The organism is Streptomyces fulvoviolaceus, assembly GCF_000718165.1.
GTDB lineage: Bacteria > Actinomycetota > Actinomycetes > Streptomycetales > Streptomycetaceae > Streptomyces > Streptomyces fulvoviolaceus.
This window is the reverse complement of record NZ_JOEY01000014.1, coordinates 23,415-48,146: the sequence shown is the minus strand read 5'-3', so window position 1 is coordinate 48,146 and position 24,732 is coordinate 23,415. Positions and strand designations below refer to the sequence as shown.

At 67.8% G+C, this 24,732-nt stretch carries 23 protein-coding genes; 11 read left to right on the top strand and 12 right to left on the bottom strand.

Annotated features, from left to right (window positions below; translation table 11 throughout):
• Positions 1 to 48: 48 nt before the first annotated feature.
• Both IG08_RS0116465 and IG08_RS0116460 read left to right on the top strand, forming a co-directional pair.
• On the top strand, positions 49 to 561 hold the full coding sequence (locus IG08_RS0116465; protein ID WP_030602064.1) for a hypothetical protein: 513 nt from the start codon (positions 49 to 51) through the stop codon (positions 559 to 561).
• A gap of 320 nt (positions 562 to 881) precedes the next feature.
• On the top strand, positions 882 to 1,235 hold the full coding sequence (locus IG08_RS0116460; RefSeq protein ID WP_030602060.1) for a DUF4333 domain-containing protein: 354 nt from the start codon (positions 882 to 884) through the stop codon (positions 1,233 to 1,235).
• An 81-nt stretch (positions 1,236 to 1,316) separates the two neighbouring features.
• On the opposite strand, the gene IG08_RS0116455 is transcribed toward IG08_RS0116460, so the two are convergent.
• Together IG08_RS0116455 and IG08_RS0116450 are read right to left on the bottom strand one after the other, a co-directional pair.
• Positions 1,317 to 1,904: a hypothetical protein gene (locus IG08_RS0116455; protein WP_030602057.1), complete on the bottom strand. Its 588-nt coding sequence runs from the start codon at positions 1,902 to 1,904 to the stop codon at positions 1,317 to 1,319.
• 66 nt (positions 1,905 to 1,970) lie between these two features.
• Complete coding sequence (locus IG08_RS0116450; protein WP_158812245.1) at positions 1,971 to 2,474, bottom strand: hypothetical protein; 504 nt, start codon at positions 2,472 to 2,474, stop codon at positions 1,971 to 1,973.
• A 215-nt stretch (positions 2,475 to 2,689) separates the two neighbouring features.
• Between IG08_RS0116450 and IG08_RS0116445 the strand changes: the two genes are divergently transcribed.
• The 3 genes from IG08_RS0116445 to IG08_RS0116435 all read left to right on the top strand — a co-directional run bounded on the left by IG08_RS0116445 (position 2,690) and on the right by IG08_RS0116435 (position 4,701).
• Entirely contained in the window at positions 2,690 to 3,016 is a 327-nt protein-coding gene (locus IG08_RS0116445; RefSeq protein ID WP_030602052.1) for a WXG100 family type VII secretion target, read from the top strand.
• A 31-nt stretch (positions 3,017 to 3,047) separates the two neighbouring features.
• Positions 3,048 to 4,190 carry a WXG100-like domain-containing protein gene (locus IG08_RS0116440; protein ID WP_158812244.1) on the top strand — a complete coding sequence of 381 codons (1,143 nt, stop codon included), beginning with the start codon at positions 3,048 to 3,050 and terminating at the stop codon, positions 4,188 to 4,190.
• A 121-nt stretch (positions 4,191 to 4,311) separates the two neighbouring features.
• The gene (locus tag IG08_RS0116435) at positions 4,312 to 4,701 is read left to right on the top strand and encodes a hypothetical protein (protein WP_052424722.1); all 390 of its coding nucleotides are present in this window, start codon (positions 4,312 to 4,314) and stop codon (positions 4,699 to 4,701) included.
• Between the two features lie 66 nt (positions 4,702 to 4,767).
• On the opposite strand, the gene IG08_RS0116430 is transcribed toward IG08_RS0116435, so the two are convergent.
• From IG08_RS0116430 to IG08_RS60130, 3 genes are read right to left on the bottom strand one after another with little or no spacing between them, the layout of a single operon-like run.
• Positions 4,768 to 5,208, bottom strand: a complete 441-nt coding sequence (locus IG08_RS0116430; protein WP_158812243.1) for a hypothetical protein — start codon at positions 5,206 to 5,208, stop codon at positions 4,768 to 4,770.
• Positions 5,208 to 6,470: an amidase domain-containing protein gene (locus IG08_RS0116425; protein WP_030602039.1), complete on the bottom strand. Its 1,263-nt coding sequence runs from the start codon at positions 6,468 to 6,470 to the stop codon at positions 5,208 to 5,210. The genes IG08_RS0116430 and IG08_RS0116425 overlap by 1 nt, the downstream gene beginning before the upstream one ends.
• A gap of 2 nt (positions 6,471 to 6,472) precedes the next feature.
• Positions 6,473 to 6,796, bottom strand: coding sequence for a type VII secretion target (locus tag IG08_RS60130; RefSeq protein WP_030602036.1), 324 nt, complete (start codon positions 6,794 to 6,796; stop codon positions 6,473 to 6,475).
• A gap of 361 nt (positions 6,797 to 7,157) precedes the next feature.
• Between IG08_RS60130 and IG08_RS0116415 the strand changes: the two genes are divergently transcribed.
• The 6 genes from IG08_RS0116415 to IG08_RS0116390 all read left to right on the top strand — a co-directional run bounded on the left by IG08_RS0116415 (position 7,158) and on the right by IG08_RS0116390 (position 12,028).
• Positions 7,158 to 8,810 carry an alpha/beta hydrolase gene (locus IG08_RS0116415; RefSeq protein WP_052424721.1) on the top strand — a complete coding sequence of 551 codons (1,653 nt, stop codon included), beginning with the start codon at positions 7,158 to 7,160 and terminating at the stop codon, positions 8,808 to 8,810.
• Positions 8,811 to 8,868: 58 nt separating this feature from the next.
• Positions 8,869 to 9,342 carry a hypothetical protein gene (locus tag IG08_RS0116410; protein WP_030602030.1) on the top strand — a complete coding sequence of 158 codons (474 nt, stop codon included), beginning with the start codon at positions 8,869 to 8,871 and terminating at the stop codon, positions 9,340 to 9,342.
• A gap of 28 nt (positions 9,343 to 9,370) precedes the next feature.
• Positions 9,371 to 9,904, top strand: coding sequence for a WXG100 family type VII secretion target (locus IG08_RS55835; protein WP_052424720.1), 534 nt, complete (start codon positions 9,371 to 9,373; stop codon positions 9,902 to 9,904).
• A 216-nt stretch (positions 9,905 to 10,120) separates the two neighbouring features.
• Complete coding sequence (locus IG08_RS0116400) at positions 10,121 to 10,546, top strand: hypothetical protein (protein WP_234342895.1); 426 nt, start codon at positions 10,121 to 10,123, stop codon at positions 10,544 to 10,546.
• Between the two features lie 43 nt (positions 10,547 to 10,589).
• On the top strand, positions 10,590 to 11,723 hold the full coding sequence (locus IG08_RS0116395; protein WP_030602023.1) for a hypothetical protein: 1,134 nt from the start codon (positions 10,590 to 10,592) through the stop codon (positions 11,721 to 11,723).
• A 20-nt stretch (positions 11,724 to 11,743) separates the two neighbouring features.
• Positions 11,744 to 12,028, top strand: coding sequence for a hypothetical protein (locus IG08_RS0116390; protein ID WP_030602020.1), 285 nt, complete (start codon positions 11,744 to 11,746; stop codon positions 12,026 to 12,028).
• 42 nt (positions 12,029 to 12,070) lie between these two features.
• On the opposite strand, the gene IG08_RS60125 is transcribed toward IG08_RS0116390, so the two are convergent.
• The 7 genes from IG08_RS60125 to IG08_RS55830 form a co-directional block, all read right to left on the bottom strand.
• Positions 12,071 to 12,376 (bottom strand): hypothetical protein, encoded by a 306-nt coding sequence (locus tag IG08_RS60125; protein ID WP_158812242.1) that lies wholly within the window; start codon positions 12,374 to 12,376, stop codon positions 12,071 to 12,073.
• A 67-nt stretch (positions 12,377 to 12,443) separates the two neighbouring features.
• Positions 12,444 to 13,169 carry a hypothetical protein gene (locus IG08_RS0116380; protein ID WP_030602014.1) on the bottom strand — a complete coding sequence of 242 codons (726 nt, stop codon included), beginning with the start codon at positions 13,167 to 13,169 and terminating at the stop codon, positions 12,444 to 12,446.
• 113 nt (positions 13,170 to 13,282) lie between these two features.
• A complete protein-coding gene (locus tag IG08_RS0116375) occupies positions 13,283 to 14,212 on the bottom strand; it encodes a hypothetical protein (protein WP_234342894.1) in 930 nt (309 codons plus the stop codon).
• Positions 14,213 to 14,453: 241 nt separating this feature from the next.
• On the bottom strand, positions 14,454 to 14,633 hold the full coding sequence (locus IG08_RS60120; RefSeq protein WP_158812241.1) for a hypothetical protein: 180 nt from the start codon (positions 14,631 to 14,633) through the stop codon (positions 14,454 to 14,456).
• A 26-nt stretch (positions 14,634 to 14,659) separates the two neighbouring features.
• Positions 14,660 to 16,726, bottom strand: a complete 2,067-nt coding sequence (locus IG08_RS59030; RefSeq protein WP_158812240.1) for an SUKH-4 family immunity protein — start codon at positions 16,724 to 16,726, stop codon at positions 14,660 to 14,662.
• 438 nt (positions 16,727 to 17,164) lie between these two features.
• Complete coding sequence (locus IG08_RS0116360; protein WP_030602007.1) at positions 17,165 to 19,360, bottom strand: SUKH-4 family immunity protein; 2,196 nt, start codon at positions 19,358 to 19,360, stop codon at positions 17,165 to 17,167.
• A 29-nt stretch (positions 19,361 to 19,389) separates the two neighbouring features.
• On the bottom strand, positions 19,390 to 24,678 hold the full coding sequence (locus IG08_RS55830; RefSeq protein WP_158812239.1) for a toxin glutamine deamidase domain-containing protein: 5,289 nt from the start codon (positions 24,676 to 24,678) through the stop codon (positions 19,390 to 19,392).
• Positions 24,679 to 24,732 lie beyond the last annotated feature (54 nt).

Genomic DNA, 24,732 nt, shown 5'->3' with positions numbered 1-24,732 from the left:
AAGTAGCGTTACTGGTACCGACAACCCGCCCCCTCATAGGTTGACTTCATGGGACTCTTCGACAAGCTGGCCGGAACCAAGCACCCCGACGACGGTCTCGTGCCGCGCTCGGCCGAGGAAGTGCGGACGGCCCTTCTCGGCGTCAACCGGCCCGACGCCCCGTACGTCATCCGTGACGGCGCCGCCGAGGACGCCGACCTGGTGGCGGAGTGGCGGCTGGCGGAGCCCGTCTGGCAGGGCATCTTCGTCGACTCGCAGCTGAGCCGCGCCGTTCGCATCCGGATGCGCCTGGTTCCGGAGGACCGTGAGGTGCGCGTCCTTGAGGAGGGGCGGGAGGTCACCCGGGTCGGGAATCCGCCGCAGCTGAAGATCTCAGGGGCGTACTCGCGCGGGCCCGACAGGACCGTCTCCACCCGCTACACGGTCAAACGCGGGGAAAGCGGCGGCCTTGAAGCGACGGAGACCTTCCGCTTCGACAGCTCGGAGCTGCGCAACCCCCTGCAGAAGGCCGTCCTCAAGTCGGGCTGGACCTGGCGCGGAGTGATCTTCGGCAAGTTGTGAGGCCAGCGGGACCCGTAGCCGCTTTCTTGTGTGCAGTCGAATTCGCCGGCAGTGGAGAACCCAGAAATTCGCGGCATGGGGTTGCTCTACTGATTCGGCCAAGGCGCGTCGGCTTGTTCGGCATTTCCCATCCCCCCGCATGAGTGAAGAACTTTTGCAGGTGGGGCGGGGATTTCATGGAGTGTCGTTGGCTGCTTGGTTAGGGCGAAATTGGTGTTGCTCCGGCCCAGGTCAGGGAGCATCTCCGGCGATATGCCGGAGCGGTTCCGCCACGTATGCTTTCGGCTTCTTCTTGTCTTGATCACTCGGAAGGGCTTCGCATGACCAAAACCCGCTTGTCCACAGCAACTTGGAGCCTCTCGGTCGTCGCTGTCGGCGTGCTGCTCGCAGGCTGTTCGGCCTCGGTCAGCGTGGGGAATTCCGAACCGAAGCTGTCCGCGGACAAGTTGGCCACCACGGTCGCCGAGAAGCTCGCCGCCACGACGGGGCAGCCGAAGCCGGACATTGCCTGTCCCGAGGATCTGGCCGGGAAGGTCGGCACCACCACTCGTTGCACCCTCACGGCGGGCGACGGCAGCACCTTGGGTGTGACGGTCACAGTGTCCTCTGTTGACGGAAGCAACATCAACGTTGACATCAAGGCCGACGACACGGCTTCTCCGGCTGTCGGCTGACAACTGGACCTACAGGCAAGAGTTGGCGAACAAGTCGGCCTCGGCGCCCCCCGTCCAACCGAGGGCACGCCGAGGCCGCCCTCACGAGAAGAACACCACCAACAGGCTGATGATGAGCCCGACCACGCCCACCAGGACCGTCACGAGGCACGTACGGAACAGCCCCTGGCTCGGCTCCCGCGCGGAGAAGAAACCAGTCACGGTGCCGAAGATGCCGATGGCGAGGGCGATCAGTGCGCCGAAGAACCACACGCACCCGGTGGCGATGGCGCCGACCCAGCCGTGGTCCTGCTTGTACGTGGTGTCGCCCGTCTTGATGGCCTCGATCACGTAGCCGCGCACGTGCAGCGCATCGCTCTTGAGCTCGGCGTTGAGGTCCTTGACCTTGCCGTCGTTGGAGGTGAAGGTGCCGTAGCAGTACCGGGTCTTGGTCTTCTTCCGCGAGCTGGTCGACGAGCTCGATGAGCGGTACTTGTAGTCGACGGTGCAGGTCTCGACGGTGAGCTTGCCCGGGGTGGCCGTGGCGTAGGTGTAGGGGCCGAGGTAGGCGCCGAGGGCCAGGAGGACGAGGCCTACGAGGATCAGGCCCGCGCCGATGAGGCGGCCGAGGTTCGTCCGCTCTCCCGGTGTGGTGGCGTTCGGCGCGGCGTTCCCGTGTACTTGTGTCATTGAGGGGTCCTCAGAAGTCAGAAAGCTCAGAGTCGGAAAGCTCAGAAGTCAGCAGGGGATGCGGCGTCACAGGACGAGCCCACAGACCAGCGCCGCCAGGGCGCCGACCACGAAGAGGCCGCCAAGAACGGGTCCGGTGACCGTCCGCGCCGGCAGGCGCTGCCAGGAGGCCGAGAGTCCGGGGCCGTTGCGGGCGCCGAAGCCGGTGAGGAGGCAGTAGATGCCGAATGCCGCCAAGGAGAGGCAGAACGCGAGAATCGCGGCGTCTTTTCCGGGGTCACGGTCCTGCGGCGTTTCGAAGGTGTCGTCCACTTGCACGACGGGGATTTTCGCTCCCGTTTCGAAACGCGATGAAGTGGCCACCGCCACGTCTTCGTAGGTGGGGTCACCGTCTTGTGCCGTCCAGCTTCCGGTGCAGCTGAACTTGAGTTCCGTGGAACGCCTGTGCGTGCCGTAGTGGGTCTTCGTGTGCGTCTCGCATGAAGAAACGGTGAGGGTTCCGTCGGTGCCTTCGCCGGCGAGTTCGCTGCGCAGTTCCGGAATGGTCACCACGGCGACGACTGCGGCCACGAGGAGAAGTCCCAGGCCGACGAGTCTGCCCACCCACAGGCTCCCTGTACTGGTGTAACTCGGCTGTGTTGTCACCACTGTTGGCCATCCCCCTGGGTACTTGACGATCTCTTGACTTACGGGCTCGCTGGGTCGTGCGCGAGGAGTCTAAGCTATCGACCTGTCGTGCAAGTCCTGCAATATGAAGCGCAGCTCGGGGAGTTCGGGGGAGAACAATGGCGTACGACATCTTTAACGTGGAAACTGCTGTACTCCGGCAGCAGGGGCAGAACTTCGCCGATCTCGGCGGTGATTTCTCGAATGCCTCCAAGAGGCTTCAGAGCACCCTCGAAGGATTGGGGGAACCCTGGGCCGACGCGGACTTCGGGGAGATCTTCGGTCAGGTATACACGCCGATTCGCGACGGAATCTTCACGTCGATGGACAGTCTCGCGGAACGGCTTCAACAGATCGGGCACAACCTGCAGGACATGGCAGGTAACTACGACGATTCGGACGCGTCGAACAGTGGCCTCATGAATGGGCTCACCGGTCAGCTTTAATCAAATACGGCAAAATAACGGGGCTATTGGCATGTCGCTCACACTGCCTAGTGAACTTGTCTGGGTGCTCGACCTCCTCGGCTACAGCTGGCCCGAGGCAGACGAAGAAGTACTGCACGAAGTCGCCGAGGCCTGGCGGAGTTTCGGCGCGGAACTCGAACAGATCCAGGCGCAGGGCGAAGGACTCGCCCGCACCGTCGTCGCGTTCAACAGCGGTGAGGCCGTCGACGGCTTCAGCAAGGCCTGGGGCGCCTACACCGGCGCGAACGGCGAGGACAGTTACATCCCGGACGCGAAGACCGCGTGCGAGGTGATCGCCTTCGCCTTCGACGCGGCCGCGGTGGCGGTCCTCACGGCGAAGCTGGCCGTGATCGCCCAACTCGTCGCCCTGGCCGTGGAGATCATCGCCGCGCAGGCGGCGGCTCCCTTCACCTTCGGACTGTCCGAGGTCGGTGCGCTCGGCGCGACACAGGCCACGCGGCTGATCGTCCGGGAGCTGCTGGACCGGCTCAAGAAGGAGGTCGTGGAGGCGGTCACCAAGGGCATGGAACACGCCACCATGGACGCCCTCAAGAAGATCGCCAAGGAGCAGCTCGAGAAGGTCACCAAGGAGAAGGTCAAGCAGTACGCCAAGGAGAAGATCAAGGACGAGGCCAAGCAGTTCGTCCAGGAGAAGGTGGTCGACGCCGCCAAGGAGAAGGCCACCGAGGCCGCCGTAGGAATGGCGCAGAACCTCGGCCAGCAGGGCATCGAGACCTACTTCGACGCGCGCTCCGGCATCGACCTCGGCGAGACGGCGGACGTCGCCAAGACGGCGGCCGGCGAGTACGTGGACGGCCTCAAGAACGAGGTGACCGGGGGAGAGGGCTCGACCCTCGCCGGCTACACGGACGTGCAGGGGCACGTGGACGGTGCCGTGGACGCTGCGACGGAGAAGGTCACCGGGGCGGCCGGGGATCGCGTGCAGCAGGGTGTCGACGCGGTGACCGGACACGGCTCCCAGGCCACGCAGGCCTCCGACGGGTCTGCGGACACCACCACTTCTGGGGCCGGCACCACGCAGGCGTCCAACCGGGCCACGGCAACCGCCTCCTCCTCAGCGAACTCCGGCTCCTCAGGCTCCTCGGGCACCACAGGGGGCGCGCAGGAGTGGGCTCGGAGCGAGTTCGGATGACGTCGCCGCTGACCTTCACCGATCGAGCCGATCGAGCCGATCGAGCCGACCGAGTCGCCCCCTCCGCCCGCACTGACCGCTCCACCCCCCTCACCGCCGACAGGAAGGACGTACCGCACCCATGACCGCGGACCGGGAGATCCAGGACGAGGAACTCATGGGGATCGCCCAGGACCCCGAGCAGGCGCTACGGCTGCACCGTTCCCTGCGCACCATCGCCAACGCGACATCGCTCGACCCGGCCCTGCGCGACATGGCGCGCTCGGTGCTGAGCGGGGACGTCGACGTCAAGGACGCGTTCCAGGACCCGCGTTACACCGAGGCCGTCTTCCAGCGGATGCATGAGATCCACCGGGCGGCCGACGACCAGACGTACGCGGAACGCCAGCAGTCCAAGGCCCAGTTCACCGAATGGGACGCGCGGCAGCAGGCGGAACTGGACCGCGAACGTGCCGAGCGCGACGCGCCGGTACACGGCTCCGCCATCGGCGATCGGCCGGGCCGGCGCTGAGCCCCAGCGCTCAGGCCGCGCGTCCTGCAAGCCCGGCGCTTCAACTTCAGCGCCGGGCCTGGCAGTTCACCGATGTACGCCAGCCCGGTCATCCACCAGTGCCAACCCCGAGCAGTCCTGCCCCCCAGCGGGATCCGGCTCGTACACCCAGTACAGGGCCGCGAGCTGCGCCAGCAGCAGCACGGGTACGACGCACGCGGCACCCATCGCCACCCGCCCCTGCCACACCGCCCCCGGCCGCTGCCCCCGGCGGCGCGCCCCGCGGCGCAGCGCCAGCAGGAGGAGCAGGGCCGCCAGGGCGCATGCCGGGCCGGCCCAGGCGGTGACGTACATCCGCGTGGACGGCCCCAGGTACCGGCAGTTCTGGAAGGTGTCGCCGTCGAAGGCGAAGTGGGCCGCCAACAGCCCTGCCGAGGCGACCACCAGAACCGGCACCAGCAGGGACCTGAGGCGCCAGGACGGGGCGGGGACGGTGGTGGCCGTCCGGGGATACATGTGGGTGCTCATCAGTACCAGTCAGGGTTGGGGCGGACGATCCGTACGTTCTGCTGCCCCTCGTGCTTCTCGGTCGCGGGGAGCCGGCCTTCGAGGCTGACGTTCTGGTACGAGTCGCTGTGCTGGGTGTACTTGATCTCGCCGTCCGGCATCACCGCGGTGACGATCGCCGCGTGGTGCGTGTTGCCCTTCTCGATCGAGTCGTTGGGGCCGGACTGCTCGTAGTAGATGATGTCGCCCGGCTTCACGTCGGAGCGCGGGACCTCGCTGCCGCCGTGCTCCAGCATGAAGTTCTGGTTGTTCTCGGCGGCGGCCCAGCTGTCGGAGTAGGCGAGCCGCTTGTCGACCGAGTCGACACCCGTCCGGTTCCCGATCATCCAGGAGTCGTCGTCCGACGTGCCGCCCCAGAAGCTGGTCTTCTCCTTCATTCCCGCGTGCAGCAGGGCGTTGGAGACGAAGTTGGTGCAGTTGTTGCCGAAGTCGGTCGGGTCGTCCTTGTCCCAGTTGGCGAGGGCGTACTCGACGAGCTTCACGCGGTCGTACTTGCCGTTGCCGCGCAGTTCCTGCCGTACGTCGGCCGGTATGCCGTCCAGGTTCGCGATGGCGACCGGCTGGGCCAGCATCATGTCCTTGCGCTGCTGGGCGGTCAGGCCGTTCCACCACTGGCGGACCGTGGTCGGGTCCTCGCCCACCGGGATGTCGGCGGCGAGCATCTGCATCTGGACGTGCGAGGCGTGCGTCTGGAGGTCGTTCAGCGCCTTGGTGGGGTCGGTGACGCCCGTCGCGCCGGCCAGTCTGGCGAACTCGGCCGCGGCCAACTTGTCGGCGGCGGTGACCTGTTCGACGGCCTGGTCGATGAGGTCCTGCACCTCCGTTCGGTACGGACCCATCTCCTCCGCCTCCATACGGTTGCGCGGGGGCGGGCCGGTGACCGTCCCGTCGACGTCGACCTCCAGGCCGTAGCGGCCCGCGAGGTCCACTGCCGCGTGCAGGGTGCTGTGGGCCGTCTCGATGGTGGTCGTCATGCCGTCGGCGACCATGTTGACGGCGAGGAGGATGTCGTACGCCGCCTCCAACTCGTCGGCGAGCCGCTCGAACTCGGCAGCCGCCGATGCCCCGACCTCGTCCGTCCAGTTGTCCTTGAGGGGCTTGGCGCCGTACTCACGCAGGTCCTTCGCCGCGTCCAGGGAGTACTTGGCGAGGGCGTGCCACTCGTCGGCGGCGGTCGCCCACTTGCGGGGTTGGGCGTTGTTGACCCCTTCGTACGAGACCACGGTCAGGCCCTCCCCAGGTCGTTCAGGCCGGCACGCAGCCGCGACTCGGCCTCGGCGTCCGCGCGGTCGTAGCTGTCGGCGGAGTCCCGTAGTTTCTGGCTGAGTTCGCCCATCCTCTTGGCGAGGGAGACCATGTGCTCCTCCCACTTCAGGGCGCAGACCTTGAGCTGGACCGGGCTCTCCCAGCCGTTGCCGTAGTGGGTGCCGTACACCTCGTCGCTGGTGTCGAGCGAGTGGCTGAGGCGCTTCATCACCTGCTGGGACAGGGACTCGGTGTCATCGGCCGCGGCGCGTACCCGCGCGCCGTCGATGTCGATGTCTGTCATGGACAACTCCCCCGATACGAACTGCTGCTGTCGGCATCGACGACCTCGGAGACGGACCCGAAGGCGTTCGAATGCGGCGGTCATCGTAAGAGCGCTCTGCCCTCGGCGGCGGCCCAACCCCTGTCCTCCGGCGAAGCCTTGACCATCGATCACGCAGTTCTCCTCCCAACCTCCACACCCACGCCCTGCGTTCACGCACTCCATCCACGGCAGACCGGACTTGCCCCTGACAGGGACACGTCGGTTAATCTGTGCGCCTCGAACTCATGAGTGAGCAGGAGCAACGGGGGTTGCCATATGTCCGCTTGCGTGGACTCGCCATGCCCTGAAGGGCGCTTGGGCCGGTCGAGCGGGAGCCGACATGGCTTCTGACTTCTCCCGGCTGATGAAGCAGGACTTCTCCGACCTGGAAGCCGCGGCCAAGGCCTGGCGTGAGCTGTCGACGACCATGGACTCCCTGACGGACCGCCACCGTCGGCAGGTCACCGGACCACTGCACCAGTCCTGGAAGGGCGACGACGCCGACGCGGCCCTCTACTACCTGGAGGACGTCGAGTCGCGGATCGGTGTGGTCGAGACGGAGGCCATGGCCATGGCCGAGGTCATGGACACCACGAAGTTCTGGATGGAGCAGGCCCAGACGGACCTCCGCAACGCCGTGCGGCGTGCGGAGGAGGACGGCCTGGCGGTCGACGGCGACGGCGAGATCAGCGACCCCGTGCTCGCGGACCTGCCCCGCAGCAACCAGGTGGTCGCCGAGGAGCGCGGCATCCTGCGCGCGGAGCACCGCGCGGCCATCGACGCGGCCCTGATCGCCGCGCACAAGGCCAGCGACGACGGGGCGAAGGCCCTGGCGGAGCTGAACGGCGACATCCTCACCGACCCGTTCAGCCATGACGCGGCAGCGGAATCCGCCCAGGACGTCAAGAACGCGATGAAGGCCGTGGGCGTCCAGCCCGCACAGATCCCCGAGGACGATCCGAAGGCCGCCGCCGAGTGGTGGAAGGCCCTCAGTCCCGAGGAGCGGCAGGCCTACACCACGCTCTATCCCAAGGAGATCGGCGCGACGGACGGTCTGCCGACGGACGTACGCGACGACGCCAACCGCACGGCCGTCGCCCAGGAACTCAACGCGCTCCAGGAGGGCAACTACGACGAGGAGTTCCCCGGCGAGAGCGACGAGACGGTCAACAGGCGCCTGAACAACCTCCAGTTGCTCAACGACAAGCTCGAAGCCCGGGACAGCGCGCCCAAGGGCAAGGAGCTGTACCTCCTCGGCTACGACTCCAAGGACGACGGACGGGCCATCATCGCCATGGGCAACCCGGACACCGCCGCGCACACCGGCATCCTGGTGCCTGGCACCAACACGAACATGGACGCCGTACCCGGTCAGATCGAGCGCATCGGCAAGCTGCAGAACTCGGCGGAGCGGCAGTCCGACGGCGAGAGCGTGGCGATGATCACCTGGCTCGGCTACGACGCTCCCGAGGCTTCCATGACCGACTTCAACAGCGTCGGCGGGACCGGACGGGCCGAGGACGCCGCACCGGACCTGCGTCAGTTCGTCGCGGGCACGCACGCCTCGCACGACGGGTCGCCCAGCCACACCACCGTCATGGGGCACAGCTACGGATCCACGGTGGTCGGGGCCGCCGCCTCCGGAGGCTCCGGTCTGGGGGCGGACGACGTCGTGGTGGTCGGCAGTCCGGGAATGACCGTGGACAGAGCGCAGGATCTGCAGATGGATCCGGAACACGTGTGGATCGGCGGGGCGCAGGACGACGCTGTCATCAACCACGCCTCCGACATGACCCTCGGCCGCGACCCGATGCTTGGAGAATTCGGTGGCAACAACTTCGAGGTCGACACCCACGGTCACAGCGGCTATTGGGACACGGGCAGCGATTCCCTCAAGAACCAGGGAGCGGTCATCGCGGGCGGGCAGCCGACCGAGGTTCCGAAGGAGGACGGCGACCTCCCGCCGGAGGGTTACATCGTCCCCGGCCTGTAGCCCCCTTCTCCGCACGGTACTGGCTGTCTCCGCCGCCCTGCTCTCGACTGGAGGATGTATGTCGTCTGAAAGCGCCGACCGCAACGCCCCGCTGCCCCGCATGGACAAGGACGCCGCGGTGAAATGGGCCGAGGACTACACCGCGTACATGGCCCGGCTCGCCGACGTCGAGCTCATCCCCTCGACGGCCAAGGTGAACTTCGAGGCGTGCATCGGGGAGAACGACGAGGTTGCCGAGGACGGCCGGTACAGCCTCTTCTACTACGTCTACTCCCCGGCCCCCGCCACGGAGCACACCCGCATCGTGCGCAAGCTCCGCGGTGAACTCCCCAAGCAGGGCTACGAGGTGACGTCGTACCGGGAGTTCAAGAGCGCCCGTGCGTCGGCGGTCTTCGGGGCCCGTAACACGAAGAGCGGCTACAGCGTCGACGCCGACAGCGTCGGCTCCGGCAAGACGAAGCCCCAGCGCTTCTCCTTCGCCGTACGCACCCCCTGCATGCTCCCGCCCGGCGCCGAGCAGCAGCAGTTCTGACCGCCTGAACCTCTGAGAGGACCCGGACGTGTCCCAGCGCACCGACGTCGACCCGGCCGAGCTCCGCGCCTCCGCCGGAGCCTGCGACGACATCGCCCGCACCATGAAGGGCCCCGCCGACAAGGCCGTCAGGGAGGCCGGGACCGCGGGCGGCTCGCTCAGCGGCTGGTCGGTCGGGCCCGCCCTGACGGAGATCGCCACCAGCTGGAAGCCCGCGCTCGACGGTCTGCACGCCCGTGTCCAGGCCGGCGGGGACAACCTCAGGTCGTCCGCGGACGGCCATGAGTGGAACGACGACCGCGTCTCCCAGGACTTCGAGAAGACCGGTGCGGATACGGCGACGCAGGCCACCCCCGGTGCGATGCCCGCGGTGCTGCGCCCGAGCGGGGGAGAGCGCCACCCCGTAGGCCATCCCGGCAGCGCCCCGGGCTTCGACCCCGGCGGCCGTCCGTCCGGCGGCGACGGAGCACTGGACCCGCGCACCTCGTACGGCACCAACATGCCGACGTACGACGAGACCGTCGGCACCCGCCCCACGCCGGGCACGAACGACTTCGGCTGATCCCGGAGGAATCCGGAGAATCCAGTCATACGGGCGTCCAGCGACCCGAGGCGAACGATCAAGTTCGCGGAGTGAACGGCTTCTGGGAGGGCAACAAGCGGCACCCGCCGTTGAGTTGGTGCAACCTACGAGGTTTCTGCGGTGAGGGTGTGTTGAAGTGTTCGCAGATGCGTTGGTAGGTTCACGCCGGTCGAGACCCGCCGACCCTCCCTCCCGATGAGGTACCCCTTGGACAGCGCCCCCGACAGTTCCGGCAAGCGCGTGGACGACTCCGAGTTCCTGGAGATGACCCAGCAGGACCCCGCCCAGGCCAAGATCCTGCGGCAGTCCCTGGAGCATCTCGCCTCGGGGCTCGGCGGCGACGCGCTCAAGGAGATGGCCCAGGAGGTCCTCTCCGGGCGTATGGGGCTGCGGGATGCGGCCAATGTGTCGGCGTACGCCGAGCAGGCCGCCGAGCAGGCGACTCCGCTCGCCGAGAAGTGGGCCTCCATGTCTGACCGCGAGCGTGACGCGCTCGCCGCGGAGGGGGAACGCCGGCTCGCCGAGGAGCGGCAGAAGCTCGACGACGAGCGGCGGGCGGAGTCCGAGAACCGGTCGGGTACGAAGGGGCGTCACGATGGGCGCGGCTGGTCCTTGTACTGACTTGTACTGAGCGGCCGTACCTGATGCGAGTGATGGGGGAGATGTGGACTTTCGGGTGGAACCCGGCGCGATCGACGGCTTCTCGAAGCTGGTGGGGCGTGCCGCGGACGGCGGTGCGCAGGCCGTCTCCTATACGAGCACCAATGCGCGGATCGAGACGATGGGGGGCGGAGACCTCTGGGATCTCGTCGCGGGCGATCATGAGCAGTACGTGAGCGAGGCCAAGAAGGCTCTGGAGAAGGTCAAGAGCGTTCTGGAGGCGTCGCAGAAGGAACTGGCGGGCTCGGCCAAGTACTACAGGGAGACGGACCAGGGCGAGGCGGCAAAACTCGACGCCACCTATCCGGGTTCCAAGGTGTCGGCCGGTGGTTCCGTGGGCGACTCGCAGGACTTCTCCGACGCCGGCGACGCGATGGACGCGCTGAAGCCGCCGGCGGGGGACAGCGACAACCCCCTCGTCAAGTACGGCTCGGGCCATGTGGACGAGTACCAGATGAGCCCGGTGCAGAAGACGCTCGGCAGCGTCCTCGACCTGGGCAGCCCCTCCGCGATGGCGGTGGAGGCGTCCAAGCTGCTCTTCGACTTCGACCCCTTCGGCGTCGTGACGAACTGGGTGTTCGGGGACTGGAACTCGTACAACGACTGCTCCGACGCATGGGGCAGCCTCGCGTCGTTCTGCGACGTGGTGGCCGCCAATGTGCGCAAGGGCAACCAGAACGTCTCGCTCAGCTGGGACGGCAACGCCGCTGACGCCGCCAGCGTGTACTTCGACGAGTTCAGCAAGAAACTCGACGAGATCAAGGAGACTTTCAAGTCCCTGCAGAGCTGCTACGCGCAGGCGGCGCAGTTGGCGTTCCAGCTTGCCGAGCTTCTCAAGTCGTTCCTGGTGACGTTCTGCGACATGCTCGTCATCTGGCTGGTCAATCTGCTCGCGGCGCAGGCGGTCAACTTGATCCCCGTCGGAGGGCAGGCCGCGTCTGTGGCCATGTTCGCGCTGGCCGCGGCACAGGCCATCCGACTCATGGAGATGTGGGCCGAGGCGGCCCAGGCGTTCGACAAGGTCGCGATGGCGATGAGCGCGCTCGGACTGGCCATGTCCACGATCATCAACGGGTTCTCGGCGGCGGACGGTTTTCCCCAGGTGGGCACCGGTGGCTACGACCACCGGGCGGTGTAGCGGAGAAGGCGGTCCGGGTCATGGGTTTCTTCGGTGGAGTCGACGGGCTCGAGCTCTTCCTCACGCGTTGCTTGTATATGACCGTCGGGTCGGTGCCGGCCTGGTGGGGGGTCACCCTCTTCCTCATGAAGGAAGAGGGTTGGCACTTCAGCTTTCTCCTGTGTTTCGTCCTGCCACCGATCGCTGCTTACCTGGGGGTCCGGGGCAAGCGGGAGATCCGTGCAGGGCTGGCGGGGGCGGGGCTGGCCCTGGCCGTTGCGACACTGCCGCTGATGTTCGTGCTGGCATCCCTTGAGGGGGCGTAGCGCGATTGGTTCGTGGTAGGTCGGCTCCGGTACGCGCCGTGTTCAGGCCGCCATGCGGAGTACCACCAGCGCCGCGATGCTCCCCAGAGCGCACACCAGGGCGAGCGCCGAGAGCTTGCCGCTGCCGCTGCGGTGGCCGCGTACGGCCGCCCATACTCCGGCGGCGCCGACGACGGCCAGAGCTCCGCTCACTCCACGCGTGGCGGCACCGACGTTCGGCATGGTCGCCACCGCTATACAGCCAAGTACCGCTATCGCACTGAGGATTCCGCCGAGCATCGCTGCGTTCCACCGAGTGCGAGGTGCCAGTTGCTCCTGGCTGCTGTCAGCCGTGTCATTCGTCAACATGCGCGGCAGCCTACAAGATCATCCGGATCGGACTGACCGACGTGAGGATCGCCGACCGGCTGAGAAGTCATACCTGACGGCGCTTGCCGACGAAGTAGGCGAGAGTCCATGCGGCGGCTACGGCCATCACGAGGCCCAGCAGGGAGAACAAGGTGGAGTCGAGCTCGCTGCCCCACCAGCTCTTGGCGGGAAGGAAGGGGACCTCCTCCATCATGTCTCCGATGGCAGGCGTCCCTTGGCCGTCGGCGATGATGAGCGGGATGGAGTTGGTGTAGCCGAAGAACGCGCCGAGCGGGGCGATGATGACGGCACCGATCAGGGCACCGGTGCTACGGCGGCCCACCAGGCCGACCAGAGTGCCGACGACCACTCCGTTGAGGAGCGCGTGGGCCAGGTAGAAGCCGTGGGCCGCGGCGTACGTCTGGTCCTGGTACGTGGCCAAGTTGAGAAGGCTGTAGAGCAGCGAGACGACGACCGAGGCGAAGAACCCGAGGAAGACCGCGCCGACGGGGTGCCCGACCGCTGTGTTGGGCTGCTGTCCGAAGGGGGGCGCTTGGAAGTGCTGCTGTCCGGGCTGCATCGGGTACATCGGCTGCTGCCCGGGGTACATCGACGGCTGGCCGGGAAAGGGCGCCGGCGCGGCCTGCTGCGGGGGCTGCCCAGGGACCGGCGGCGGCCCGAAACCCGGTGGCTGCTGCGGTGGGGCGGGCTGGGCGTACGGGTTGTAGGAGTTCTGCGGCGGCTGCGGTGGCTGTGCGGGCGGCGGTGGCGGCTGGAACGGCGGCTGGCTCATTGATTCCCCACGGAGTGATCGGACAGAAGCAGCAAGTTATCAGTGAGATCAGGAGGGGGCCGTCGGGGCCGGAGCGGGCTGCGTGAAGGGTGTTGAGGGGCGGGCGGGGGGATTCAGACGGGCAAGGCGCCCTTGAAGCGGGAGTTGGGGACGTCGGGGTGGGTGGAGGCCAGCCAGCCGTGGCCGTGAGTACCGGACGCCGGCATGCGGCCGGGTTCGACGGACAGATTGTCGGCCGCCGTCAGCGCGTAGGGAACGCCCTCGGCGTACTCCTCGGCCTCGTCCTCGTCCGCGTCTTCCCTGTACTCCACCTCGAAGGGCAGTGGTTCTCCCCGGAACCGCGGGTGGTCGTAGCTGCCGAAGCTCCGCACCCTGCGGCCCTCGCGGGAGACGTACCAGTTCTCGGCGGAGTTGTAGGGGGCGATGACGTAGAAGTGAGCCTCACCGCATCGTTCGCTGAGCCTGTCGGCCCATGCGAATCCGTCGAGCTGGTCGATGAACGAATTCCCCCACAACAAGCACCAGTTCTGGATCGGCACCTCCGAGAGCCAGGTTTCGAACGCCGGCGTGATGAACACCCGATAGGCGGTCCGGGCCTTCCCCTGCGCATCCTGGAACTCGAGGGAGTCGGTGGCTCGGGTGGCGGCAGCCACGCCCATGACCGTGGTGGCCGGCCGAAGATCGTGCAGGCCAAGAGCGGCTACGGCGTCCTCGAGCCGGTCCGCGGGGAAAGCCAGCCAGCGTCCGGCCTCCGACGGGACCCGCACCGGCCACTCGTCCTTGAGCTTGATCTGCACGAGACGTTCCACGGCACGTCGATCGACCTCGTCGAACGTCTCGGCGCCGCCCAGGTCGGCCAGGACCTCAAGGGCCTGACCGCGAAGGTTCCCGGGGCCCTCGCGTCGGATTTCACGAAGGCGCCCCAACGCCTCGTCTCCCAGACGTTCGAAGATCGACTTGATGTCGAGTCTCAGATGCGCTCGTTCCCCGTCGTGCATGTAGGGCAGGAGCCGGTCGACGCCCTGTGCACCGAGCGCGACCAAGCCGTTCTCCGCGGCTTTCCGGACAGCGTGGTCCCTGGCCGACAGATCTCGTACGAGAGCGTCGACAGGTGTTGGCGTGGGCAAGGTTCTCACTTCACAAGGGTTACAGACAGGGGAAGTTGTCGAGCTCGATCCACCAGAGTGTGCGGACGGATCAGAGGTCGTCCAGCCGTCCGTCGAGCGCCCCCTGCCAACGTGACGATGCTGTCGCTTCGGGGTCGATCTCTCGCGCCCAGGCTTTTCAGTTCACGTAGACGGCGTCAGGCATGTGCGCGGACAGTTCCTGCAGCAGTTGCGTCTTCCCGACCCCTGGTACCCCTTGGATCGCCAAGGTCTCGTACAAGGGATGCGGCTCCGCCAGCCACGCCTCGACCCGCTCAAACGCCTGCCCGGGTGTCAGCTCCACTTGGTTCTCGTTCACTGGCGGCATCCGTTGAGTTTCACGCGTCAGACCCATTCGTCGCCGTATGTGGCGAGGTCCCAGGTGCTGTCCTCGAAGTCGTAACCCTCAAGAATGTGTGTCCAGACCTCGCCCTGGGCGGCGTCGGGATCAATTTGCCTGCACCAGGTCGCGAGGCTGATACGTGCGTCCTTGTGGTCCGGGGCGTCGGGATGGTGTGTTCTGCGGAACTCGTCGAAGAGCCGGACCATGGCGAAGAACTGGAGGAGGCTGCTGCCCGCCAGTGGCTCGGCCATGCCGCCCGTCGTGTCTCTGAGGAGTCGGCCGGTGGTGCCGTCCAGCAACAGCCTTGAGTACATCCACGAACCCAGCTCGTAGAACGGTCCGTTGCTGGGTGCCCCGTGCTGTGCGCGAAGGTGGCGAGGGATGTCCCTTCCTTGGCCGGGCCAGGGAACTTCATGCAAGGGTCGGTCGCCGCGCGGGGTGATGGAGAGGTGCAGGAAGTCGCGGACTTCGGGGAGGCCGGTTTCGGTGAGGAAGCGGCGGGTCTCCTCATGGCGCACACCCGGCGGTAGTTGGTCGGTGACGAGTCGGTGGCAGGCATCCGCGCCGAAGGTCGCTTCGAGCCATTCCCGCAGTACCTCTCCGCGTAGAGCGGCTGCCGCGCGGTCGGGTAGTGGCCAAGGTACGGCTCGGCAGTGAGCCGTTGTCAACGGCTTTCTCGGGAAGGACAGCGGGTCGGGTTGGTTCAGCTTGTGCATCTTCACCGCGAAGAGCCCTTCTCTGCCCGCCAGGACCCAGGTGCCGTCGAAGCGGATGCCCTGGGTGACAGCGGGAGGGCAGCGGGGCGGCAAGGAGGTTTCGCGGGAGTCGCTCTCCCAGCCGTCGTCGCGGTGATGTGCGATGGCGACCGGCTGGCTGTCGGGACAGTCGCGGACGCCGATCCAGTGCCGATCGCCCTCGGCGAGGACATGGCGCACGGTGGCCGGTGCGGTGGCCTGAGCGCCGGTTGCGGGGGCGTACTCCTGCCGGAGGTATCGGTACTTGGGGGTCGCGTGCTTCCCGGTGGTGGTGTCACGCGCGGTGATCACATGCAAGGCGTCGCCGGTCAGGGTGATTCCGAGTTCGTCGACTCGTCCCGCATCGCCTGGTCGCAGTCCGAAGGCTCCCACGGATCGCCATCTCGACCACACCGTTCGCCAGGGGAGTTCCACTCCTGCATTGACGAGTTGGTCGGCCAGTTCTGTGCGTCCCGCGGTGAGTGCCGCATGGTGCAGCCAGGCCACCCACTCCCCCTGTGACGAGGGGACAACGCCCTGGACCTCCAGATAGTGCACGAGCGCGGCGGTGCTCGCGTACGGGACCCCGTCGGGGTAGGCAACGGTGAGAGCCTCGTACAGCCCGGCCGGCGTGCAGCGCGCGAGCAGCCGGCCGTCGTCCAGTACGCGGGGCAGGGTGCCTGCCAGAGCGGCGTGCATGGGCAGAGCGTGACTGGCGTATCGGGCCGCAGGTCTGTTCGCCCATGCCTCTGGCGAGGCACCGATCGCGGTGAGCAGCGCCTCGGCCGCTTTCCCCTGCGCGACCGGTGCGCAGGGCCGGGCACGCCGCCGTACGTGCACAAGCGCATCGGACACAAAACCCACTGCCAGGACACCTGAGTCGTCCTCGGCCACCGAGAGGATCTCCGGTCTCCGGTGAGCCAGGTCGAGCAGTTCTTCAGGTGTGGCAGGCGTTTCGGCGGAGGCGCACAGCAACTGCCATACCGACAGGGGGACTTTCCGGATCTCGGCCGTTGCCAGTGCGTCCAACCAAGGCTCGTCCTGTGGCTGTTCAACCCCCGGATCAACCACTGGCCGTGCGGGCAGAGTGATCTCGTACTCATGGTCCGGCACCACCGGAATCAACTGGGGGTCGTGCTCGGCCATCACCCAGACCTGGCGGGTGCCGAACTGACTGAAGCCGGGGGCCAACGTGCCTGCCACGCGTGCGGGTTCGGAGGAAGTCAAGAGGCCGCCGGCGTACTGCACATTGGCGAGCAGGATCACCAGATCGTCCGGAGCCGCGCCGGTCCCGCACGCCTCACGCATGCGCAGGGCCACGGCGTCCGCTGTCAATCCCCGACAGTCGATCCAGACGGAATCCGAATCAGGAATCCTTCCTCGTACTTGAGCCAGGAACTCCGTCTTGCCGGCTGCTGCGGCACCGCTGACGGAGAAGACCCGCCGCTTCCGGGCGGGGAGGTCTCGCCAGGCTTCGATGCGTGCCCAGTGCTCATCGAGCGTCTCGGGCAAGAAGGCGTCCTTTCATGGGAAGCGGTCGTGCACGAGCAGAGAGGTCCCCGTTGCCGGCGCTGTTGGATCACCGCAGTGCGCTGATTCTGGTTGGCGCTGCGCCCGGCCGACGAACAGGCCTCGCTGCCCGCTCGAGTGCGCGGAGTGATGTGTTGCACCACGCCCATTCGTTTGCGAAATTGTGGCCGTAGGCGTCGAGCGGGTCACGCCGAAGGAATTCAGCAAGTTCGCGAGCGACCTCCTCGGGCGGGAGGAAACGAATCAGAGGTTGTCCAGACGTCCGTCGAGCACCCCCTGCCAATGGGACGATGCTGTCGCTTCGGGGTCGATCACTCGCGCCCAGGCCTTTACGCTGCGGCGCGCGTCCCATCCTTCGTCGCTCCGGAGAGGAAAGTCGCTCAGGCGGAGCAGGCGGTACAGGCCGACGAGGGTCATGAACAGGGACAGATCGCTGCCGAGGAGTTCGGTTCCGGTGACGGAGGCGAGAAGGACGCGGCCGGTGTGGCCCTCCAGGACGATGGGTTCCGTGAGCCAGTGTCCCAGGAGGTAGGAGGCCTCGGGGGAGTCCGGACCCCCGATGCGGGCGAGACCGGTCTGGTCGATGGCCACGGTCGTCAGGAACGCCGGTGCGGTTCCGTCGAGGGCGGGGAAGCCGGTGTCGGAGAGGATCGTGCGGGCCCGTGGCTCGGACAGGTCGGTGGGGAGGTCGGCGACGGGAAGGCGGCGCAACGCATGGCCGCCGAAGGCGGTGGTGAACCATGTGTTGAGGGCCTCGCCCTGCTCGGCGACGGGGGTGGGCATGGGCCACAGGGCGGTGGAGCGGAACGACGGCACGAGCGACCGCTGCCAGACCCCGGGCCCCGGCGTCAGCGCCTCAGGGTGCAGGACATCGAAGGCGTAGAGACCCCTTGAGCCGTACGCCACCCAGCGCCCTTCGTCTGCCGCCTCCGCCCCGCTGCGGGTAGTCAGCAGCCCCGGCCAGTCAGGGCGGTTCGCGGCGGACGGGCCGACGTATCGGCGGGAGGCGAGGGCGCTTCCGACGGTCCGTTCCACATCCCCTTCGTCGCTGATGAACTGGTGGACCACCCTGGGCTCCAGCAGCTCCTCGCCGTCGGACAACCGCCAAACACGTTCCCGCACTTGATCGTCGCCCCAGTCGTTCTGACCGTCGCCCAGGGCCCCCTCAAGCTCCTCCTGGCTGAAGACGCCGCTGTGCTCGCTGGCCACGACAGGCGTGCCCGTGTACGTGCCGATGGCCACGCCGCGCGCGGGTGCGGGCAGATCGGGCCGCACCTCCAGCACGCCGTAGGGGCGCCACTTCGACCAAGCGGTGCGCCATGCGAGCGGCACCGGGCTGGCGTTTTCGAGCCGGTCGGCCCATTCCCGGTGACCGCGGTTCACGGCTGCCCAGTGCAGCCAGGCCAGCCACTCGCTCTGCGAGCCGGGGGCGACACCGTCGCTGTCCAGGTAATGGGCGTCCGCGGCGGTACCCCCCACCGGAGTGCCGCCCGGCCAACTCAGTTTGATCGCTTGGAGCAGTGAGACACGATCGGCGATGGCCACCAGGACCGGCTCTTCGTCGATGAGTCGGGGCAGCGTCCCGGCGAGTGCGGCATGGACGGCGAGCGCGTGGCCGGCGTATGCGGTGATCCGCACGTCGGCTGTGCCTTCGGACGTTCTCGACACCTCGGACAGAAGAGCGTCTGTGATGGCCGACTGCTCTGCCTCGGTGATCGGATCAGCCTTGCGGAGCAGGCACTTGAGTCCGTCCGACGCCAGCCGCACGGTCGAGGTGCCGCTGCCGTCCACTTCCAGGCGGAGCGCGTCCGGCAGCTGCCGGACGACATGACGCAGGGCGTCCTCGGTGTGCTGCCCACCCAAGGTGCTGTCCATGAACTCCCAGACCCGCAGCGGTATTTCACGCAGCTCGGTCGCGGCCAGAGCTCGGAGGGCGGGATGCTCGTCCAGAAGTGCCGTAGAAGCAGGGCCTTCGGCTTCCAGCAGGATCTCGTGCGGGAGTTGGCCCTGGTCCTGGTCGCTCGGCTCGCCGAGCTCCAGGACCGGGAGCACACGGCCACGGCCCTGGCTGCTGAACTCCCCGACCACACGGTCGATGAGGTCTGGCTCGGCCGACGAATGGAGGGTGCCCGCCCACTGCACGTTGGCAAGAAAGAGGATCCCGCCCCTGCGCAGCCCTGCCAGGGTGTCCTTCAGCGGGTCGCCCAGGGGGCGACGCCTGACCTGGAGGCCGAAGTGGTCGAGAAGTCGCCCGAGTACCTGGTCAGCGGTCAGGCCACGGCAGTCCAGGAAGAATGAGCCGGGCAACTCCTCGTGCAGACCGGCCAGGAGAGCCGTCTTGCCCACCCCCGGCGAGCCGCGCAAGGTGAGCTTCGGCGCGTGTTTCGGCGGGTCGGCCAGCCAGCTGACGATCTCCTCATCCGCTTCGTCGGCAAACACTGTGCATCACTCCGATCAGACCCGGCCGATCAGGGTACGTCAGCGCTCGCGGCGAGCTTCATCCAGACCCTCGCGAGTTCCCCGCGGAAGCGGTGCATGTCGGCGTTCCGGGCGTCCACGGCCTGCTGCCGTGCCCTCTCGACCTCGGCCGCCTTCTGCTCGGGTGGCAGAGCATTGATCCTCGCCATCTCGTCGGCCGACAGTTCGCCGAGCCGGTATCCGGCGCCGTAGACGACTTTGGTGCTGTTCTTCTGCTCGGGGACCGCTGCTCGCTCTTCCGCGCTCTTCTCGTGGTACTTCTTCAGGTCCTGATCGGCCGGGCGCTCGAATTCATGCGCAAGATAGTCCGAGCAGTTGGCCGACGCCGGATAGGTCTGATTGCCGCACGGTTCGAACTCCGTGTACATGAGCGGCGCTTCGTACCGTCCGGGGTTCTCCTGGTCGAGTCTGCGGAAGGCTTCGCCGAGTACGGGCTCGGAGTGATCCAGCGGTGGGTTGGAGGAGTCGATGATGTAGTGGGTCTCCGTTGACCCGTCGGGCTTGTGCTCGATGACCTCCAGAGCCGCGAAGTTCTTGCCCGAGAAGTCCGGCCGCATCATGCTGCGATGCTCGCGCATGGCATCGATCTCGGCCTGCGGCCTGCCCTCGCTCTCGGCCTGTTTGATGGCCTTGGCGAGCTGTGCCTCGCCGACGTGCTGGTTCCAGAGCTTGTTGAACTTGAGCCGCTCTCGCGAGATCTCCTTCTCGGTCTTCGGCTGATTGCTGTCACCGAGAGCCTGGCTGTTCTCCGCGAGCTCTTGCGCTTCTTTGTCCGCGATGTCCTGGGTCGCGGCATATCGGCGGGCGAGGGGGGCGGGATCAAGGTTCTCACCGCGCGTGGGCTTGTGCCGTGAGTGGAGATCGGCGCCCCCTGAATCGTCGACGGCGTGCGTGTTGTGGAATCCGCTGCTGAGGCGTGCGATGGCGGCAACCGTCGCCGCCTTGTCCTCCCGCGACATCTCTGCGAAGCCGGGCTTCAGCAGCTCGTTGAGCCGGTCCTGGGTCAGCCTGCCGCTTTCGGAGGCCTCACGGATGGTCTGCTGCAGCGGCGAGGGGTTGCCTTCGGCCCAGTTGTGCAGGTGCTGGGCGATGGAGTGCAGGTCGGTCTGTACGACCTCGTTGGTGACGCGCAGCAGATCCTGGGACTCGTCGCCGAGCATGTCGTGGTGGACCGAGGATCCGTCGCCGTCCTGAACGACCCCATAACCGGGGTGCCCCTCGGGGCCGGAGCTGTCCAGCGGGGTGTTGGCGATCTCCCTGGCCCTGGCGATCTCGGCGGCCCGCTCGGCCGGGGTCTTCTTGGGCTTCTTCGGCTTGGGAGCGTCCGGCTCGTCGTCCAGCTTGTGCTTCTTGTTGCTGCCGTCGTTGGTGCCTGCGGGCGCCTCCGGCCCTCTGTGAGGCTGCGCAGGAGTTCCGGGTGTTTCCTGACCGGGGCGAGGGGAAGCGGCATTGGTGGAGGTGGCGGGTGCCTGGTTGGGCGTGGTGTGACCACCCGCATTGTCAGTCGACGTCGATGCCGATGCCGATGCCGATGCTGTATGCGAGTCGGGAGCAGGGGTCTGCTGGGGGGTACTGCGGTCGGTGGTCGGTTCGTTCGGCCCTGGCGGGGAGCTGGACGGGACCGCGTCGTCCGTGACCGTGTCTTTGTGGCTTCCGTTTCCGCTCTCGGGGGTTGCGGAACTCGAGTCCGCAGTAGGGGACGGTTCGGCGTGCGCGGGGTCTCCGGAGGCGGCGGCGTCAGGCGACTCGCCCGGTGAATCCGGCTGGTGCTGGCTCCCCTCGGTCGAGTCGCTCGTCTCCTGCTGGGAAGCGTCAGTTCCCTCCTGAGGCGTGTCCGTCTTCTCCTGAGGCGTGTCCGTCTTCGTCTCGGAGGTTTCGGTTCCGTCCTGGGGGGTGGTCGTGTCGTTCTGAGGGGTGTTGGTGTTCGTCTCGGAGGTTTCGGTTCCGTCCTGGGGGGTGGTCGTGCCGTTCTGAGGGGTGTTGGTGTTCGTCTCGGTCGACTCAGTCCCGTCCTGAGAGGTGGCCGTCCCCTCCTCGGAGTGGTTCGTGTCCTCGGTGTGGGGCTGGGAGGTGTCGATCGGATTCCGGTCCGCGTCCAGCGGGATGTGCCAGACGTGGTCCGCCTTGTCGAGGTGGAGCGGCTCGTTGCTGACCTCGCCGCTCTGCGTGTCGATCCAGACGATGTTGCCGTTGTGGTTGACGACGTTGAACGCGTGGCCGCCTCCGCCCGGCCAGCCGACCTGGACGATGGCCGCCGAGCCGGGGCCGGCCTGCCGGAGGGTGTTGGCGATGGTGTTCGCGGTGTCGGGGTCGCCGCCGGGGCCGACGTAGGTGTGGGCGGCGCCTGCCCAACGGATCTGGTTCTCGTTGGCGTTGCTCTCGGGAGCGAAGGGGTCGGGCTTGCCGTTTGCGTCGGTGTCGATGGTGCGGGGGGCGGAGACCTGGGGGTCGCCGTACCAGGTCTCCAGGAAGGAACGCGAGCAGTCGGCACAGTTGTTGCTGCGTCCGGGGACGGTGTTGCCGCCGTCGTTCTGGAGCTGCGACCAGGACCCGAAGGGGTCGGGGAAGCGTTCCGGGGTGCCGTCCTCGTTGTGCGGCACCGCGTCGACCAGCGCCTGCTGGTCGGCGGTGTCGGGTTCGGTCAGGCCGCCGGGGTGGTGGTCCAGGTCGGAACGGATGTCCGCCAGGCTGTCCTGCTGCGGGTGCTGTTGCCCGTTCTGGGGGGTGCCGGCGTCGTTCTGGGGCGAGCCCGGCGCGTGCGGTGTGGCCGGGGAGTGGTGCGCCGCCGCCGGCGTCGATGCTCCTGGCGTGCGGATGACGGTGTGTATCGGGACCGCGGTCACCTGCTGCTGATGCTGCGGTGCGCTCTGCGGAGGCGCGCTGGGCTGCGCGGCCGGCTGCGGCGGGGTGTTGGGGGTGCCACCGGGTGTGCCGGGGTTGCCGGGTGTGCTGCCGGCGTGCTGTTGCGGAGTCCTGGTGGGTGTGTTCTGGGCGCCGGGCGTGCCCGGCGTCGTGGGGTTGCCGGCGGGAGCGGGCGGGGCGGCGGAGTTCGGCGTACGACTGCTCGGTGCCGCGGAGTTCGAGGTGCTGTTGCCCGGTGTCGAGGTGCGGTCGGATCCGGTGCCGGTGCCCGTCCCTGTGTTGGTCGACGTGGACGGCGTCGTCGTCGGAGTACTCGTACTCGGGTTCTGGCTAGGGGTGTTGGTACGGGTGCCGTCACCCGGAGCCGTACCGCGGGGCGTGGTGCGGTCGCCGGGCGTCGTGTTCCCAGGCGTGTTGCGCGACGTCGTACCGTCACCGGGAGTCGTGTTGCCCGGGGTGGTACGGGACGTGGTGCCATCACCCGGGGTCGTGTGGCGAGGCGTCGTACCGTCACCCGGCGTCGTACCGCGAGGCGTGGTGCGATCACCCGGGGTCGTGCTCCCGGGCGTGCTCCGTGACGTCGTACCGTCACCGGGAGTTGTGGTGCGCGGCGTCGTTCCGTCCCCCGGTGTCGTGCTTCCGGGGGTGGTGCGCTGGGTGGTCGGTATTCGGTTGTCCGATGTGCCAGGCGTACGACCGTCCGCCGTGCCGGGGACACGAGCATCAGATGTCGGCGTGCTGCGCGGCGTCGAAGCCGGAGCAGTGGTGCTCGGCGTGGAGACGGGCCCCGTCCCCGCGGTGGACGGCGTACCCGGCACACTGGCCGAAGTCGTCCTCGTCGCCCCCGAGTTGGGCGTGGGGCTGCTCGGACTCGTAGCGGACGAGGCGCCGCCGGACGAACCAGACGTACCCCCACCCTGATGCGCGCCACCAGAGCCACCCGCGGCGGCCGACGCCACCGGCGACGACGGTATGCCCGACGAGCCCCCGTCCGCCCGGCCGGCCCCGGCACCCGCCGGGGACGGGTCACTCGTCGTCGGTGCGGCGGCCGCCGTGTTGGTCTGCGTGGGGACGCTGGCGGCGAGGCTGTCGATGTTGGTGCCGATCGCGCCGCCGCCCGACGGGGACGACGTACCGCCGGACGACGACTGGGCCGGTGCGGACTGCACGGTCGGCGACGAGAGACCGGAGACGGAGGAACCGCCGCCGGAGTGGGAAGGGCCGGACGAACCGCCGGACTCCGTGCCAGCGGGCGAACTGCCGCTGGGCGAGGGGTCGTCGAAGTCGGACAGCGTCGGACCGTTCAGCACCGGTGTCGGCCGCGGCGTGGACGTCTCCGAGGAGGACGAATCCTGCCCGGACCCGTTGTCCGACCCGGACCCCGAATCGGAGCCCGGCAACGAACCCACGTCCGGCCCGCCGACGCCATTGCCGCCGGTGTCGGCGGATATCCCGCCACCTATGTTCGTGCCGTTGCCCGACTGCGTCGACGACGAGGAGCCAGAGCCGTTGGAGGAGGAGTCGGACCCGGAAGAAGAGGAGTTGGAGCCGGAAGAGGACGAGTCGGAGCCGGAAGAAGACGAGTCCGACCCCCCGTCACCGTCCCCCGAGCCGCTCCCACCCTCGCTCCCCGAGGCCCCCGATGTCCCCGACGACCCACCGTTGTACCCGTCGATACGACTGTCGATCGCATGGTGAGCGCTGCTCCCCGCCTTGGCCCCCAGGCTGTCGCGCACACCCTCCAGGAAGGTCTGCGGGGACGACTTGACGGCCTCCCAGGCGCCGTCCGCCCCTGCTTTGGCGGTCGTGGAGAGGTCGTATCCCGACTGGGCGCCGAAGCCGACGTTCACCGACTGACGGATCAGGTCGGTGATGATCGCCTCGACCGCGGAGATGACGGGTTCCTTCATCGTCTCGACGATCGCGTCGAGGATGGCGTCCTTGAGCTCGTCGAGGAGGCGGCGCACGATCAGCCGGGTGATCTGGGTGGCACCCAGCCCGGCGACCTCGGACAGGCCGAAGGTGAAGGGCGCGGCGGCATGCGCGGCAAGGATCTCGATGGCCAGGGCGATCAGCTGGACGATCACCGCGTATTTGGCGACGACCACCAGGCCGGCGCAGGTTTCCAGCACGCCCGCGATGAGGTGGGCGGACTGAGCCGCGCTCGCGAGGTAGCCGTCCGAGCCGCCTCCGCCGTCGAACTTGGCGTAGGTCTTGGTGAACGCGTCGATCGACTCACCGGCGTTGTAGGCGGTGACCTGGCGGGCGCTGCCGTTCGCCCGCTCATGCAGGCCGGTGACGTCGTCGCCGAACTGCCGCCACAGGGCGGCGGACTCTCTGAGCTTGTCCTCGTCCGCGGTCGGCCAGTTGTAGCCGAGCATCTCGAGAACCCATTCGAGCTCGTCCGGCAGCATCATCGACACAGCAGAAAGCACCCCCGTCAGACAACACGGCCGTACAACTCCCTCACC